The sequence below is a fragment of the Streptomyces sp. GLSS-08 genome (assembly GCF_056387915.1).
Window position 1 is genome coordinate 238397 of record NZ_JBWJAQ010000010.1, and the last position, 15647, is coordinate 254043.

The 15647-nt window shown below is 67.6% G+C and carries 11 protein-coding genes and 2 pseudogenes; 5 read left to right on the forward strand and 8 right to left on the reverse strand.

Going from position 1 to position 15647, the window contains the following annotated elements:
• Positions 1-46: 46 nt before the first annotated feature.
• Together AC0ZLC_RS20085 and AC0ZLC_RS20090 are read right to left on the reverse strand one after the other, a co-directional pair.
• Positions 47-321, reverse strand: a pseudogene (locus AC0ZLC_RS20085) (transposase); the annotation flags it as partial.
• Between the two features lie 442 nt (positions 322-763).
• Complete coding sequence (locus AC0ZLC_RS20090) at positions 764-4474, reverse strand: nSTAND1 domain-containing NTPase (protein ID WP_476753342.1); 3711 nt, start codon at positions 4472-4474, stop codon at positions 764-766.
• A 405-nt stretch (positions 4475-4879) separates the two neighbouring features.
• On the opposite strand from AC0ZLC_RS20090, the gene AC0ZLC_RS20095 reads away from it, so the two are divergent.
• Positions 4880-6073, forward strand: a complete 1194-nt coding sequence (locus tag AC0ZLC_RS20095; protein ID WP_476753343.1) for an acyltransferase family protein — start codon at positions 4880-4882, stop codon at positions 6071-6073.
• Positions 6074-6076: 3 nt separating this feature from the next.
• Here AC0ZLC_RS20095 and AC0ZLC_RS20100 read toward each other — a convergent pair whose 3' ends face one another.
• A complete protein-coding gene (locus AC0ZLC_RS20100) occupies positions 6077-6439 on the reverse strand; it encodes a hypothetical protein (protein WP_476753344.1) in 363 nt (120 codons plus the stop codon).
• Positions 6440-6803: 364 nt separating this feature from the next.
• On the opposite strand from AC0ZLC_RS20100, the gene AC0ZLC_RS20105 reads away from it, so the two are divergent.
• On the forward strand, positions 6804-6989 hold the full coding sequence (locus AC0ZLC_RS20105) for a hypothetical protein (protein ID WP_476753345.1): 186 nt from the start codon (positions 6804-6806) through the stop codon (positions 6987-6989).
• A 404-nt stretch (positions 6990-7393) separates the two neighbouring features.
• Positions 7394-7522 (forward strand): hypothetical protein, encoded by a 129-nt coding sequence (locus AC0ZLC_RS20110; RefSeq protein ID WP_476753346.1) that lies wholly within the window; start codon positions 7394-7396, stop codon positions 7520-7522.
• On the opposite strand, the gene AC0ZLC_RS20115 is transcribed toward AC0ZLC_RS20110, so the two are convergent.
• The 4 genes from AC0ZLC_RS20115 to AC0ZLC_RS20130 form a co-directional block, all read right to left on the reverse strand.
• Entirely contained in the window at positions 7519-8466 is a 948-nt protein-coding gene (locus tag AC0ZLC_RS20115) for a CU044_5270 family protein (RefSeq protein ID WP_476753347.1), read from the reverse strand. The genes AC0ZLC_RS20110 and AC0ZLC_RS20115 overlap by 4 nt on opposite strands.
• Position 8467: 1 nt before the next feature.
• Positions 8468-9100 carry an RNA polymerase sigma factor gene (locus AC0ZLC_RS20120; protein ID WP_476753348.1) on the reverse strand — a complete coding sequence of 211 codons (633 nt, stop codon included), beginning with the start codon at positions 9098-9100 and terminating at the stop codon, positions 8468-8470.
• A 399-nt stretch (positions 9101-9499) separates the two neighbouring features.
• Positions 9500-9931 (reverse strand): hypothetical protein, encoded by a 432-nt coding sequence (locus AC0ZLC_RS20125; protein ID WP_476753349.1) that lies wholly within the window; start codon positions 9929-9931, stop codon positions 9500-9502.
• 48 nt (positions 9932-9979) lie between these two features.
• The gene (locus AC0ZLC_RS20130) at positions 9980-10168 is read right to left on the reverse strand and encodes a hypothetical protein (protein WP_476753350.1); all 189 of its coding nucleotides are present in this window, start codon (positions 10166-10168) and stop codon (positions 9980-9982) included.
• Between the two features lie 340 nt (positions 10169-10508).
• Between AC0ZLC_RS20130 and AC0ZLC_RS20135 the strand changes: the two genes are divergently transcribed.
• Positions 10509-10673 (forward strand): hypothetical protein, encoded by a 165-nt coding sequence (locus tag AC0ZLC_RS20135; RefSeq protein WP_476753351.1) that lies wholly within the window; start codon positions 10509-10511, stop codon positions 10671-10673.
• Between the two features lie 704 nt (positions 10674-11377).
• Positions 11378-14611, forward strand: coding sequence for an RHS repeat-associated core domain-containing protein (locus AC0ZLC_RS20140; protein WP_476753401.1), 3234 nt, complete (start codon positions 11378-11380; stop codon positions 14609-14611).
• Between the two features lie 768 nt (positions 14612-15379).
• Here AC0ZLC_RS20140 and AC0ZLC_RS20145 read toward each other — a convergent pair.
• Positions 15380-15460 (reverse strand): annotated as a pseudogene (locus AC0ZLC_RS20145) (IS5/IS1182 family transposase); the annotation flags it as partial.
• Positions 15461-15647 lie beyond the last annotated feature (187 nt).

Genomic DNA, 15647 nt, shown 5'->3' on the forward strand with positions numbered 1-15647 from the left:
GACCGCGGCAACGTTGAGAGGGCCCGTGCCGAGTGCGCTCCTGGGTGAACGTCGTGATCGCCCTGGCCGCGAGGTCGCGGTCCTCGGCGTTGTAGATGTCCTGATGTGCCTTGCGGGCGCCGGGCTGGGCCGACTTCGGCAGAGCGTTCAGCACGTTGGCGATCTTGTGAACCCAGCATCTCTGATGCCGAGCCGGCGGGGAAGACCTCGGCCAGGGCCTTCCAGAAGTCGAGAGCCCCGTCGCCGACCGCCAGCACCGGGTCCTCGGCGGGCGCAGTCGCGCAGCAGGTCCGCCCAGGACTCGCCCGACTCACGGTAGCCGAGGCGAACCCGTGCGTTGATGTTGCCATTGGCCTGGGTTGAGCGGCGAGTTCGCGGACGGGGCAATGGGCCGCGTCCAGGATTCCAATGAGGGCGAGGGCCATCGAGATGGTGAAGTATGTGAAGGCTGCGGTCGGTGGCACGGCGGATCAGTTGAGGACCGCGTCCTCCGCCGTCGTCACCGTGCTGGCCACGCGGGCGCGGGAGTCTGCCTCGTGCCACCCCAACTGAGACGTCCTCTCCAGCCCGAAGTGCATCTCCTCCCGTCCCCGCCAGCCTCTCGCTAGCGGGGCGGTGAGGGCGCGCGATGATCTGCCCTGCGGACGGCGCGCCGACGTGGCACCCGGAGCGGGGGCATCTACCTGCTACCACCGCACCGCACCGCACCGCACCGTTCCGGCCCTGCCTGAAGTCGGCTCATTGCCCGCCGCGCAGTGAGGTCCTATCGCGCGGCCGGCTGGCAGCCGGTTTCAGCGGACTGTTCGTGCAGGTAGCGGGACTGTTCCAGAGGCGTGAGGGTGGTGTCCATGGCCTGGCAGATGTTGCGGATCGCGTGGGCCGGGTCGGGCAGGTCGACTTTCCATAGCCCGACGGAGCTGCCCGCGCCGACGGCCAGGGTTTGTCCGTCCGGACTGAACGCCACTGCTGCGAGGGAGCGGGTCGGCAGGGTGATTCTGGTCTGGCTGGTGGCGAGGTCCCACAGCTGGACTCCTCTTACGGTGCTTGCGGCCAGGGTGCGTCCATCGGAGCTGAACCCCAGTGACGCCACCTCACCGCTGACGCTGAAGCTGTCTTGGAGCTGACCGGTGCGCCTGTCCCACGTGTTCACGACTCCGCTCCTGCTTGCGGTGGCCAGGGTGTGCCCGTCCGGGCTGAACGCGAGAGACAGTGGGCTTGGGGTGCTCGGTTTGATGGTGCGTTGTGTGCGGCCGGTTGCGGTGTCCAGCAGCGTGACCTGGTCGCTGCCGTCCTCGATGTCCACGACGGCGAGTGTGCGGCTGTCCGGGGTGAACGCCACCGCCCTGACGGACTCGCCGGGGCTGGTGTGGGCGGTGTGTAATGCGCCGGTTGAAAGGTGCCAGATTCGCACCGTTCCCTTCTCGCCGACGATGGCGAGCCGTGTCCCGTCAGGGCTGAAGACCGCCGTGTCGATGACGCTCAGAGTAAGGGTTTTGAGTAGACGGCCTGTGGCAACGTCCCGGGCCTCGAGCACCCTGTTCTTGGTGGCCCTGGCAGCCAGGGCGCGCCCGGTCGGGCTGAATCCCACGGCCGCGAGGCGGGAAACCGTGACGGGCGGCTGCTTTTCCCGGTGTGCCTGGTCGGGGCCGAGCGCCAGGGTGGCTTTGCGATCGCCGGTCTTGACGTCCCAAAGCTGTATTGATCCACGGCCGGGTGGACCTTGGCGGACCGTGGCCACTGTGCGTCCGTCCGGGCTGAACGCCATGTCGGCGGCGTATGTGCTGTCAGGGCCTGGGAGAGTGGTCTGCGGGTAGTCGGCTGGCAGGCGGTGGACGCGGACGGTGGGATCGAGGTTGCTGCTGGTCACCAGGGTGCGGCCGTCTGTGCTGAGGGCTACTTTCATGGCTCCCCGTACGTGGTGACCGGCGGTCACGGTGGCCTGCGCTGTGCCGGAGGTGGTGTCCCACAGTCGCACCGTGTCCCCCCGGCCCGGGATGGCTAGGGTCCGCCCGTCCGGGGCGAAAGCCACCTCGTTCACTCCGATGGGACTGTCGCTGATGGTGCGCCCGACGATGCCGGTGGCCACCTCTCGCAGTTGCACCAGACCGTCGGTGCGGACAACCGCGTATGTCCGGCCGTCAGGGCTGAAAGCCACCGCACCGCCCTTAATTCGGCTGTCGTGGGCGGTCCGGGGGCGGCCGGTGGCCACGTCCCACACCCGCACCAGTCCGCTGCGGACTACCGCGGTGACGGTATGTCCATCCGGGCCGAAGGCCACCGCCCGCGGGTCGCTGGTGAAACTGTGCCGCAGGAGGCCGGTGGCCACGTCCCACACCCGCACAGCCGCCGGGGAGGCGGCGGCGACGGTACGGCCGTCAGGGCTGAAGGCCATTGCGCGTACCGAACCGTCGGGGACGGTGATGGTTCTGAGTTTCCTGCCGGCGACGGGATCCAGTAGCCCTATCATCCCGTCGGCGCCATGGGCGGTAGCGACAGCGAGGGTGCGTCCGTCGAGGCTGAACGCGGTGATTTCGCCGCTGTCGTAGCCGGCGAACGTGTGTCGGAGCTGGCCTCCGGGCAGACTCCAGATCCGCACCTTGCCGTCTCGGCTGTTAGCGGCGACGGTGTGTCCATCCCCACTGAGGGCGATGGAAACCACGGGTTCGGTGCCGCTGGTCAGGCGCTTGCGCAGCGGCAGCGCCGCGGCGGCATACAGGGCGGCGGTGGCCTCGCGGGTCGGGCTGGTTCGGTAGGCGTGGACAGCGAGCAGTGAGGCGAGGTCGGGTTCGGAGGCCAGCAGTGCACTGGACTGGGCGGCCAGTTGCCGGGACTGGGCAAGGTGCTGGGCGGTGACCGCGCTCCGCCACTGTCCCACGGCGAGGCCGGCGGCGACGAGGGCGAGACACAGGGCGGCGGTGACCGCGGTGAGCACCAGCCGGTAGCGGCGGCGGCCCTTGTGCTCGTGGTCGCGGCTGGCGTCTAGGAAGGCGTGCTCCAGGTCGTTCAGGTCTTCGCGCGGTGCGATGCCGAAGTGTTCCTGGGCGGCGGCGAGCCGGCTTCCCCGGCATAAAGCGCCCTTTTCGCGGCCCAGTTCCTGCCAGGCGTGGGCCGCTTCGGTCAGGTTCCGGTGCACACGCAGGCGTTCGCGGTCTTCCTCGATCCACCCGCGCAGCCGCGGCCAGGCCGTGATCAGAGCCTCATGGGCCATCTCGACCGTGTCGCCGTCCAGGGTGAGCAGCCGCGCCCCGGCGAGTGCCTCCACCACATGAGCGGTGTCATCCCGGCCGGTGCCGGGCAGTTCCGCGCGCTCGACGGGACGGCGGGTGTCGGGGGTGCCGTCACCGGGGGCGACCAGCCGCAGCAACACCCGGCGGGCGGCACCGGCCTGGCCTTCGGTGAACCGGCCGTAGACCTTCTCGGCGGTCCTGGCTATAGCGCCGTCCAGGCATCCGGCCGCCTCGTACCCCGCCAGGGTCAGTGTCTTGCCGCGGCGGCGGCGCCAGGTCTCCAGTAACGCGTGGGACAGCAGCGGCAACCCGCCCGGCGCGTCGGTGACCTCCTTGACCAGCCGGGCGGTGAGGGCACGTTCCACGATCAGTCCGGCGTCCGTGGCCGGCTTGACGACGGCGTCACGCAGTTCCGCAGGGCTCATCGCACCGGCCAGGAGGTTGGCATCGCGCAGTGCGTCGGCCAGGTCGCGGTGCTCGGCGCAGCGGCCGTAGAAGTCGCCGCGCACCGCCAACAGCACCCGCAGGCCGCTCCCGGGCCTTTGGGAGGCCAGCAGCAGATCGATGAAACGGGCGCGTTCGGCGGCATCGTGACAGAGGGTGAAGACCTCCTCGAACTGGTCGACGATCACGACCGTGTCCGCCCCTGCGCTTCCGTCGCCGGGAACTGCGGGTGTGAGGAGGGGCGCATGGGTTCGGGCGGGACGTTCGCCCGGAGTGAGGATCCGGATCGCGGCCGGACGCAGGTTCGGCTCCTGAACCTGCCGGAGGACGGGTATCAGGCCGGCCCGCAGCAGGGAGGACTTGCCGCTGCCGGAGGGGCCGAAGACCGCCGCGAACCGGCGACGGCGCAGCAGGTCGACCAAGTCGGCGGTGAGTTGTTCCCGGCCGAAGAACAAGGCGCTGTCCCCGGTCTCGAACCGTGCCAGGCCCCGGTACGGCGCGAGTGATCCGTCGCCGTCCTGAGAGCCGTCACCGGCGGACTCCTCCACCGCTTCCTCCCACCGGGCCTCCCATTCCGCCAGGTCCCCACCGCACGCCCCCGCATAGGCCAGGGCCACCGACAGCGTCGGCAACTGCTCGCCCGCCGCCGCCTGCGACAACGTGGTCACCGAGTAGCCCGCCCGCTGGGCCAGAGCCCGGTAAGTGATCCCGTCAGCCTCCGCCCGCAGCTTGCGTAACTCGAACGCAAACCGCTGCACCGGACCCGCCGCCGGATCCACCGGCACCTCACGACGACCCGTCACACCCTCACCCCTCCAGCTGCCCCTTCATCAGAGCGGGCAGCCAACCCATGCACCTCTATGACACCCGAACGGCACGCGCGCCCCGTCATTGTTCGGCCCCCAGAACGGTACTGCCGAACAACGCCATAGCCGCTGGACTCGTTGATGCGAGCGGCGCGGGGGACCGCTCTGCGGGAAACCCTGCTGGTCGTCGGCGGCCAGCAGGGCGGCCAAGCGCGCCAGCAGGATCGAAGGCTTAGCGATCTCCCCCACCCGATGCGGACCACGTCGACACCCGCTCCACGACCGGCCCAACCAAGATCTCACCAAAGAGGAGTCTGTCTGCGCATGCAATCCCCACCCATCCTCCCTGCTTCACCGACACCTTCACTCTCACTCAAATCGCGATTACTGACGGCCCTCACGATGGCCGGTTCGTCGCGGTTGGGCTGGCTGGACGCCTTGCGCGGCATCGCCGCGCTCGTCGTAGTGTTCGACCACTCGTCGTACACGTTCATGGCGGACTTCCGGCGGGAGTTGATGCCGCAGTTCAACACCAGCCGCTACGGCATCATGGTGTTCTTCCTGGTGAGCGGCTACATCATCCCCGCGTCGCTGGAACGCCGGGGCTGCGTCCGGACGTTCTGGATCGGACGGATCTTCCGGGTGTACCCGCTGTGGGCAGCTGTCGTCACTGTGTTCCTGGCCGCCAACCTCTCGGGCATTGCGGACATGCGTGACTTCGGTCAGCAGAGCGTTGTCACTGTGGCTGTCGCCCACGCCACGATGCTCCAGGAGTTACTGGGAACACCCAATCTCCTGCTCATCCTGTGGACGCTCTCCTACGAGATGTCCTTCTACCTGCTGGTCGTCGCTTCTTTCACGGTGCGCCTTCACCGGCAGTCTGCGGCGGTCGCGGTCATCTTGGCCGTGCTTGCCGCTGTAAGCGTGATGGCAGGGGTAGTGCTGCCAGCCTCTGCCCTGTCCAGCTTGGTCGGCACCGGCTCACTGATCGCGTGTGCCTCGATCGCCATGGTGATCGCCATCTGCTGTGCAAGCGCCAGGTCACCCGTGTTCCGGGTGTTCGGGGGTGTGTTGGGCGGGGTGCTGGCGCTCGTCCTGATCACGTTCAACGGCACGGTTTCGGTGTGGGAGGGCCTGGTGATCCTCGCCGTGATGTTCCTCGGCACCGCCGTCTACCGTGCCGAGAACGGTGAGACCACCTGGCGCTTAGCCGCTGGCACTGCCGTCCTGGTGGTCGCCTGTGCCGTGGGGAGTGCGTACCGGTACGGCGACGGTGGCCACTTCACACGGCGCGGCTGGATCGTCGCGTTCCTGCTGGCTGTGCTCACGTTCGGCGCCGGGTTGGCGTCACGTCGCCGACGCATACCTCGGGTCCTGACCGGATTGGGAATGATCAGCTATTCCGTCTATCTTGTGCATCCCGTGCTGCTAGCGGTGATCGACAGCACGATCGGCCGACGGCGGCAGGACAGTCCTGCGCTCGAAGTGGCGTTCTTCACCGTGCTGCTGCCCCTGTGCCTGCTGACCTACCGTTGCATTGAAGCGCCGAGCCAGACCTGGGGCCGCAGGTTGGCCCGCCACATGCAGCCACCGTGACACCTACGCCCGCTCGCCGAACAGCGGGACGTCCGCTGGTGCCAGGTCGGTGCGTACCCGCGGCAGCCGGACCGGGTGCCTCCATCGTCCGGCCACGGGCGGATGCGTGTGTAGTCGGCGGGCGGGTGGGGGCGGCGGCCCACTCCGCGACGGACAGACCCAGGTCCGCATCTGGTCGGCCATGGCGTCGGGGAGCTGTCGGAGCTTGGCTTCCATGGCCTGGCGATGCCAGGCGTTGCTGCGGGCGGTGTCCAGGCGGGCCAGTGAGGAGCTGGTGGCCGTCCTGCGGTCGTGGTCGGGTGTGAGCAGTCCGCACGCATGTAGGAAGAACACGACCCGGTGCAGAGAGACGCTTGGCTCCAGCACCGCGCGCGCACGTCTCGCTCGGAGACAGGCTCCTCCACGCTGGTGTAGGCCAGGAGGCGGTGCAGCAGCTGGATGGAGTGGGCGTGCTTCGGCTGCCCGCCGGCTGTGGCGGGAAGGTAGACAGCGAACTGTTCCAGCAGTGCCCTTGCCTCGGTGCGGTGCTGAGAGGGGGGGCAGGACGGCTGACGCTCGTTCCGCACGAACGCCAGACAGCCCCGGCACAGGCTCGTCTTCGCATGTACGGGAAGATCGTCGCGTGCGCGCCGTAGTGCCAGCCTGAGCAAGCGTTGCACAGGCGGGTGGTGATGCCCCAGCTGCCGCAGTGCGCGCAGCCTGTCACGATGTCGGCGGGCACTCCGCGCCGGTGCGGACGCATCTGGTCGGTCACCTGCGTCGGCCCCCGCCGCAGGTCCGCGCGCTCCAAGACCTCCTGTGCGGCAGCCGCACCGAACTGCATCCCGCGGCCCTGGTCGAGGATCTCGCGCGAGACCTTCCTCTCGCCCTCGGAATCCCGCGCGGCCAGGGCAAGACGCAGCCGCCGCCCACCTGACTGCACCACTCCCGGCCCCGGCCGCGCTGCCGCGCCAGTAGCAACGTGTACTGCTTCAACGGCCTGCTCTGGCCAACGCTTTCGGTAATGTCGACCAGGTCCGGCGCCCCGAGCTGGCGGAGGGGCGTCACCCACCGCTGAGCCGACAATCACGTCGGCGGCCCGCTCAACCCGCGTTCATTGGCGCAGGTTATCTGTGCCGCGCAGACGGCCGCGCGACCCTATTTCCTTCTTCGGCTCCCCAACCCATCGGCGGCGAACGCGTCTCGTCTACGGCAGGTGCGCCGCCTGGGGCACCCTGGGTCTGAGACACCCGTGCAGGTCACCTAACGCCGTCCAGCGCAGTCGCGTCCGGCAGTTGCGCGGCTCCGGCCACGACCTCCGGAAACAACGGTTCCCTTTCGGTGCCACGCCTGGAGCGCAGCACCACCTGGCCCGCGTCGACGGAGACGAGAGCCTACGAGATGGTCATGGGCCGCCGGCCCTTCACCGGCACCTCCTGGCACCTGGTCAACCAGCACATCAAGGATTAGGGCTTCTCGCCGTCCCGGTCGACGAGGGACTGGGTCATCTTCATCTCGCAGAATGTGACCTCGCCCTTCTTGCGCGAAGGCCCAGCCGACGAGCCGCCCTCATACTTCTCCTTGTAGTTGCGCACCACGACCGACTGGTTTCCCTGGTACTGGAAGGTGTTGGGGTCGAGGAGGTACTGCCGGCGCTGAACGGCCTTGCTGCCCAGGTCCGGGTATATGGCGATGGCGTCATGCCCCATGGGATCCTTCACCAGGTGCGGGACCACCTCGATCCCGGGGTCCGCGGCCAGGGCCCGGTACAGCTTGGCCATCCCCTGCGGAGGCACGGGATAGGCCTCGTCGAGGGTTGCCAGGAGCGCGAAGGTCTCGAGCTGCTCTCCCGTCAAGCCGGTGTCCTTGCCCATGGGGAACATGTCCACCGCCTGCTTCCGGATCTCGGCGGGGTCGTCCGGCAGCGAGGCGAGCAGGCGATACAGCCGCCGCTGCGAGGGCTCGTTGTCGCCGTCCTTATCGTCCTCCCTCACGGGGCTGTCGTACTGGACCCACTCCTCGCTCACCTCGGGCTTGGCATCGGGCGCCGCGTCCGACGCTCCGTATTGGCACTGCGCGGTCTTCAGGTAGACCCACTGACCGTCGCGCGGATGCAGATCAGGCTGCTGCGACACCACTTCCGCCGCCTGCTCCAGGAGTGCCGTCGCGGACGTCAGGTCGGGGCTGGCAGGCTGCACGCCGCGCTCGGGTCCATCGCCACCGACGAGCATGGTCACCAGCACCGCGATGGTGATCACCGTCGCGGCGACCCCCGCAGCCGTCACGCGCCAGTCCAGCCGCATCCTGCGGGCAGAGCCCTGCTGCGCTGCTCCCAGCAGCTTCTGGCGGCCGGGAACCAGCCGCACCCGGTCCGGCGTCGGCGCATCGGCGCGCAGCTCGTGCATCTTGGTCATGTCATCCATGGGTTACCGCCCCGTTGTGGTCGCTTACGAGCGTGGGGTCGGCGCCGAGCGCCGTACGCATCTTGCGCCGCGCCCGGCTCAGCCGGGAGCGGACCGTGCCGACCGGCACCCCGAGGGCGTCGGCACACTCCTGGTAAGTGAAATCCGCCCAGGCCACCAGCAGCAGCACATGCCGGTCCTTCCCGGGCAAGGCCGCGATCGCCCCGGCCAGCGCCTGCTGCGAGGCCTCGGCCGTCACCCGCTCGTCGGCCCGTTCCGACCAGGACTCGGCCACCGGGTCGACACCGGTACGGGCCAGCGCCCGAAGCGCCCGCACTTCGGAGCGGCGGTGGCTGCCGATGAGGTTGCCGGCGATGCCGTAGAGCCACGGCCGGGCACTGGCGCGCGCGACGTCGTAGCGGGCGCGGTTGCGAAAGGCGATGAGGAAGGTCTGCGCCGTGATGTCGTCGGCGTGAGTGTCGCCCAGCCGGCGCATCACATACCGGTGGATCTCGGCGGCGTGTCTGTCGTAAAGCCTGGCGAATATCTCCGGCCGATCCAGGGACTCCTGGATGACCAGCGCGTCGTCGGTGGGTGGATCCCCCACGAGGCCCTCGCTTCTTCGTGCAATAGGAGTGGCGTGCATTCCACCCCCTGTTGTCCGAAGCGGCCAGGAGGGTTCACGCGCAGGTATTGAACCGCTCCCACGGAGATGCGCCAGTTCGGGTGCCCCGACAGCCCACCAGCTCTCGCCACAAGAATCCGTGACAGCGGCGCTCCACTCTGGAGGCTTGGCCACGGTCAGAAGTACTCACCCCACGCCGACACCAGGCCCTACCGAGAGGGGCGGGCACTCTGGGATGGAGACACGACAACGCAGCTCACCATGGTCCATGGATCGAAAGCACTCAGGTTGAGAGCCGTGACTTCGTGATCTCGGGTGCGTGGCGGAGAGGACCGCGTCTGCGGGGACCTGGCGCAGGTGCTCCAGGGTCGCAAGCGGGACGTCACGACGGCGCGGTAGACCTCAGAGCGGGCGAGGATCTCACCGGTGGCGGGGGAGTCGAGCCAGGACTGCAGGACGGCTGCCGAGGTCGGGGTGTTTGCTGAGTTCGTCGTCCAGCAGGCGCACCGCACCGTCGTCCTCCTCTTCGGGTATGGGGACGGCGGCCGCTGCGGCCAGGAACCAGTCGCTGCCGCCGGCCTTCTCGGCGATCCAGGCCAGTTCGGCGGGGTGCAGCCTGTTCAGGACGTCCGCGACGGCCGTAGGTGGGGTGTGCGGGCCGGCGGCGAGGGTGGCCAGTGCCCGGACCCGGCGGTGCTGGTGAGGGGGCGCCGACGTACCCGTAGGAGTAGCCCACCATCCGGTTCGTGTGGCCGATCCGGTCGCGGCCGCGAGATCCCGCAGCTGCGCGAACGCCGACTCGATGTCGATACGCAGCGGCGTGGCTTCCGGTCCATGATCTGTGTCGATCATGGGACCGACCCTACGATCAGCTCCGGGCCAAGATCTTCAGAGCGTCCGCTACTTGATCGGGTGCTCGTCCAGCCAGTCGGACAGCTTGTGGCCGGACCCGAACACCTCATCCCGGTCGGACCGGGCCGTCGCTGCTTCCACGCTCTTCCCCTCCCGCTTTCCCCCGAGGTCCTGACCCTCGGCAAAGCCGCCCATCGCAAGATCCCGCCACAGCGGATACGTACGGGCACTGACCATCCTCAGATCCCCTCCCGTGCCTGACCCGGCGTCACCCGGTCGCCATCCGTAGAAGCGGCCGTACGGCGCACCCGTGCCCGAGCGGGGCGCGATCCACGAAGTTCGCTCCTTGCCCGGCCTTCAATTCCTGCGCTACGTCCAGCGGGCGTCAACCATCGGGCTCCGAGGTCGCCCGTTTCGGTGATCTCCGGTCCGATGTCCGTCGTGGTGATGTGGCCGTCGCCAGGCTCGCGATCGTGACCGACCCCGACCCCCCGATTTCATCTCTGCTGACGCCCCCGACGGGGCAGGCCGAACGACGGCCGGCACCGGAAGAGTCCGCTTCCTGCTCGTACGGTGGGTGCTCGCCCCGCGCACGACGTGGCAGGCGCGGCGCCTGGCCGCCGACTTCGGCAAGGGGATGGACGCGAAGACCGCGTGGGTCATGGCCCGCCTCGCCCGCCATCCAGACGGGCACGACTACGCCACGGCTCAGGACGACGAACGCCGCAGCACCCCGGACTGAGCGGTCGCGAACTGCCGCTCGAGCTCTTCCACCCGGTCGGGCCACTCTTCGAGACAGATCCGCCGACGAGCGCGAGCACGACGATACGAAAGTGAGGCTGGACAAACCGCCTGTTGGCAGGCGTAGGTGCCGTCCATGGCGCACTTCTGGCCGGTCAAGAGCTTGGTAGCTCTCCTGCTGCTGCAGCGTTGCTCTGCCACGTGGCCGATCTCCAGCAACACCCGACGGCGCGGCGAGGTATTCGGGGTCGACTGACCAGGCCGTCACCACCCTCATCCGGGCCTCGCCGTCGCGGATAGAACGCCTCGAAGGCCGAGTTCGCGTATGAAGGCGGAAGCAGAAGGTCCGACCGGGAAGTACGGCAGGTTTCGGACGCTTCAGAGAATGGCCGCAAGGTCTACACCAGTCAGCGTGAATGCCTTGCCGTGTGAATTTGCGGCTTTTGCTGAGGTTGCCCCAGGAAACCGGCGGGGCTGATTCCGGGGTGCATGGGTCAGAAAATTACGGGTACGGCTCGAACCTTCATACGGTTCCTGTGACAGGTTGTGTGTTCCTGGTGACTATCGGGGTTGCCGGGACTCATCTTCCTGTGGGGGGAAGTCGTGCACTTACGTGCCTTCGGCGCGCCCGTTCGGCGTGCCCGCAAACGAACGACTCGTCTGTCCGCTGCGGCGGTTGTGGTGTCCGGCGCGCTCGCGCTGTCGATGCTCCCGGCCGCTGCCGCGGTTGCGGACGACGCCAAGCCGGTGTCGGCCTGGGGCAAGGATGCTCCGCGTTTCAGCATGCCGAAGGTGAAGGTCGGCTCGACCGAGCCGGTGGCCACCCGCCCGGAGCGCAAGCCGTCCAGGGAGCTGGCGGCCTGGCGCAAGGCGCAGAAGGAGCGTGCCGCGGCGCCCGCCGCGCCGGCGGGGAAGTCCTCCCGTTCCGCGGCGCAGGATGCCGGCGTCCTGAACCTCGTGCCGGAGGGCCAGGGCAACGTGCCCTGGCACCGCATCACCGACTTCGCGATCACGGACGCGCTGACCGCGCGGATCGACTACTCGACCGGCAACCTGATGCTCACCGCGGCCGACTTCGACATCGCCGGCGTCGGGCAGAAACTGATGCTGGCGCGGACCTACAACTCGCTGGACGCGCCGCACGGCAAGGTGTCCCAGCGGTGGTGGCAGCAGTACGAGCGCTACCTGTCGATCTCGGGCACCGAAGCCGTCCTCTACGACTCCAGCGGTGCGGCCGTCCGGTTCAAGAAGAACACCGACGGCACGTTCGCCACCCCGAAGGGGTACTCGCAGGAGCTGAAGAAGAACAGCGACGGCACGTACACCCTGAACGACTGGAAGTCCCACTCCAAGGACACCTACAACGCGGGTGGGACCCTGACGAAGGTGACCGACCGCAACAAGGGCTCGATCACCGTCGCCCAGCACACCGGCGGCGGATTCAAACTCACCGAGACCCGCTCGGGCCGCTGGATCGACCTGACCCAGGTCGACCCCAACTTGTGGCAGGCCCAGGACAACACCGGCCGCACCGCGGCCTACGGCGTGGACGACACCGGAAACCTGACGATCACCACGGACACTGACGGCAAGACCGTCGTCTTCGGCTACGACGACTGGGGCCGCATCGACAAGATCACCACCGCTGAAGGGCGGGTGACGGTCTTCACCTACGACGATGCCAACCGCGTCACCTCCATGCTGCGTGCGACCGTGTTCAATGGTTCGGGGCAGACCGGCCCGACGTGGACGTACGCGTACACCAGCGACGCTGCGACGGGTTCCGGTACGACCACCGCCACCGACCCCGAGTCCCACGCGACGAAGTACCAGCACGACAGCGACGGCCAGGTCACCGAGGTGACGGACGCCCTGGGCCACAAGCGGTCCACGAAGTTCGACGCGAACCACAACATCGACACCGCCACCGACGCGATGGGCTCGGGCACCACCCCGGGCAACGCCACCGACTACGGCTTCAACACGCGCAACAACCTGGAGACCGTCACCCTGCCGACGGGCGGCAAGACGGTCAACCACTGGCAGACCATCGCCGGCGCCGGCGACGTGCCCTCCGACTCCACCAACCCCGACGGAGAGAAGACCGACTTCACCTACGATGCGGCCGGCAACACCATGTCGGTCGCACAGACCGGCACGGGCGGCGGCAACGTCTCCTACACCTACAACCCCACCACCCCGACGTGCGGCGGATTCGAAGGCCAGCGCTGCACCGAGAAGACGAAGATGACGTCGTCGAAGACGGTGGTGACCGACTTCCACTACGACGCCAAGGGCAACCTGGACACCGTCACCCCACCCGCACCGCTGGCCAAGACCACCTACACCTATGACGCGCTGGGCCGCACCAAGACGGTCACCGACGCCCGCGGTGTCACGGTCACCTACACCTACGACAACCGCGACCGCATCAAGGTCGTCGACACCACCAACAAGGCCAGGGTCGAGTACTGGTACGACGGCGACGGCAACCTCACCCAGCGCACCGACGGCACCGGCACGGTGAAATACCAGTTCGACCCACTCCAGCGGGAGACGGTCCGAACGCTCCAGGACGGCTCGCAGACCCTGCTGGCGTACACCGCGGCTGGCAACGTCGACTACTACCAGGACCCGGCCGGCAAGGTCGACTACACCTGGAACGAGGTCAACAAGCTCAAGGAGCTGAAGGACCCCCAAGGCCGCGTGACGACGTACAAGTACAACAACAACAACGTCCGCACCACCACCGCCTATCCCGGCGGCACCGTACAGACGGTCACCGTCGACAAGTCCAACCGCCCCGAGGCCATCAAGACCACCTCGCCCCAAGGGACCCTGGTCAACCTCTCCTACACCTACGGGTACGGCACCGGCGGCACGACGGACGGCAGCAAGATCCGCACCAGCACCGACGGCGTCTCCGGCCTGAAGCGGACCTACAGCTACGACGGGGCGGGCCGCTTCTCCTACGCCAAGGAGGAAAAGGCGGGCGCGATCGCCGACTCCTGGCAGTACTGCTACGACCTCGCGGGCAACCTCACCTCCCAGGGCGCGGACCCCGGCTGCCCGCGCGGCACCACCTACACCTACAACGACGCCCAGCAGCTGACGAACAAGTCCAGCACAACAGGCACCTGGTCCTACGACAAGATCGGCAACGAGACCGCCGCAGCCTCCACCGACGACTACATCCGTACCGGCGAAACCTGGTCGGACCACTCGCAGATGTCGTCGGTCACCGTCAACGCCAAGACGTACGCAGGCCAGTACGGCTCCACCGACCAGAGCGAGCGGATCAAACTCGGCGACACCACCTTCCACAACGGCCCGCTCGGCCTGTCCGCCAAGACCACCGCGAGTGTGGACATGGGATTCAACCGGGAACCCGGGGGCACCTTGAACACCATGACGACCGGGGGCAAGGCGTACTACTACCTCACCGACGCCATCGGCAGTGTGGTCGCCCTGGCGGACGAGGACGGCAACAAGGTCGACTCGTACGCCTACAGCCCCCGCGGCGTACGCATCCTGGCCCAGTCCACCGAACCGGTCGCCCAGCCCTACCGCTTCGCCGGCGGCTACCAGGACCCCACCGGCCTGTACCACTACGGCGCCCGCTACTACGACGCCAACATCGGCCGCTTCACCCAGCCCGACCCCTCCGGCCAGGAACAGAACCCCTACCTCTACGCCGAGGGCGACCCCGTCAACCGCATCGACCCTTCGGGGTTGTGGAGCTTGAAAGGCTTCTCTTTGAAGTCAGCCGGCGCTGCTCTGGCAGGTGCGGTGGGTGGTTGTGTGACAGGCGCTGTAACAGGTCTTGTAGCAGGGCCCGTAGGAGCTGGAGGCGGATGCTTGGCCGGTGCAGCCATAGGTGGCTACGGCGGACTCGCAACAGGGGCCGTCGATTACACCTGGGAAGAGTTCACCTCCTAGCTAGGCAACAGTCGTAACGGAACATCACGCAGGGTGAAAAAATTAAGTTGCAGCCGCGAGAAGGGAGGGGAACGGAATGTGTCAGCCGAAAACTTCGGATTTCATGCAGTTGCTGAGCTGGCCGACCATGCGTCTACGCTTGCCAGTCCCCCTTCTCGCGGCGGCATTGGTAACCCCGGGATCAGAGAGGCTCAGCGAGACCTCGCAGGCACGGCAGTTGGCTCCCTCAGTAAAAGCGTCCAACGCAAGGGAATATGGCTCCTGTAACGGCGAGTGCAGTTTATTTCGCTTCGAAAAATTAGAATCAGCAGATGCCTAGTTGGGATCACTGAAGGGGATTCGAGGAGATATAATGGGTACGTCACTTATTGCAGCCTTGATTGTCGGGGGAATTCTCGGTGTCATCACAGTCATAGTCATGAGTCGGAGGAATCGTTAGATTTCATCTCTGACGACGTGAGGGGCAGTGACGTTCTCTCGGTGAAGCCCGTCTGCGACAGCGGGCCGCCGTCGGCCTACTGCTGCGCGGTGCCTGCTACGGCCTGGACACCGGCGTGGTCAGCCTCGCCACCTGTTGAGTGCAGAAACGCCTGTAAACCGACGGCAGTGACGGTACGGGTAAGACCGTGTCCTACATGGTCAGTTGACAGTTGTCCTGGGCATGGGGTTTGCCACCGTGCTTCGGGGCGTCGAAGTCGACTGTCCATCGCCGGTTCGTCATCTGGTCGCGAGCCGGGGTCTAGAGGTTGTCCCGTATGGGGGCATGAGTTATCCAGTGAGGGCCAGGTTGTGGAGTCGGGCGATGCCGAGCATGGCTTGGTGAACGCCGTTGCCCTTGAGTCGGCAGTCGCAGCGCCGTGTGGCCGCGCTCCTGCAAAGCTCGGGCGGTGTCTTCCCAGGCCCATGACCCGAGCCAGGCGCCGGGAACGAGTACGAAGGTGGCCATGTGGTCTCCCTGAAGTGAGGTGCTGCGGGGAGCGTAAAGTCAATACAGGACAGAATCCGCCCTGAAATGCCGAGTGATCCATGTCGCATC

Excerpts from the sequence above, each read along its gene's own strand:
- AC0ZLC_RS20095 (WP_476753343.1), top strand. The coding sequence starts at position 4,880 with ATGGCCGGTTCGTCGCGGTTGGGCTGGCTGGACGCCTTGCGCGGCATC.
- AC0ZLC_RS20115 (WP_476753347.1), bottom strand. The coding sequence starts at position 8,466 with ATGACCAAGATGCACGAGCTGCGCGCCGATGCGCCGACGCCGGACCGG.
- AC0ZLC_RS20120 (WP_476753348.1), bottom strand. The coding sequence starts at position 9,100 with ATGCACGCCACTCCTATTGCACGAAGAAGCGAGGGCCTCGTGGGGGAT.
- AC0ZLC_RS20125 (WP_476753349.1), bottom strand. The coding sequence starts at position 9,931 with ATGATCGACACAGATCATGGACCGGAAGCCACGCCGCTGCGTATCGAC.
- AC0ZLC_RS20130 (WP_476753350.1), bottom strand. The coding sequence starts at position 10,168 with ATGGTCAGTGCCCGTACGTATCCGCTGTGGCGGGATCTTGCGATGGGC.
- AC0ZLC_RS20140 (WP_476753401.1), top strand. The coding sequence starts at position 11,378 with ATGCTCCCGGCCGCTGCCGCGGTTGCGGACGACGCCAAGCCGGTGTCG.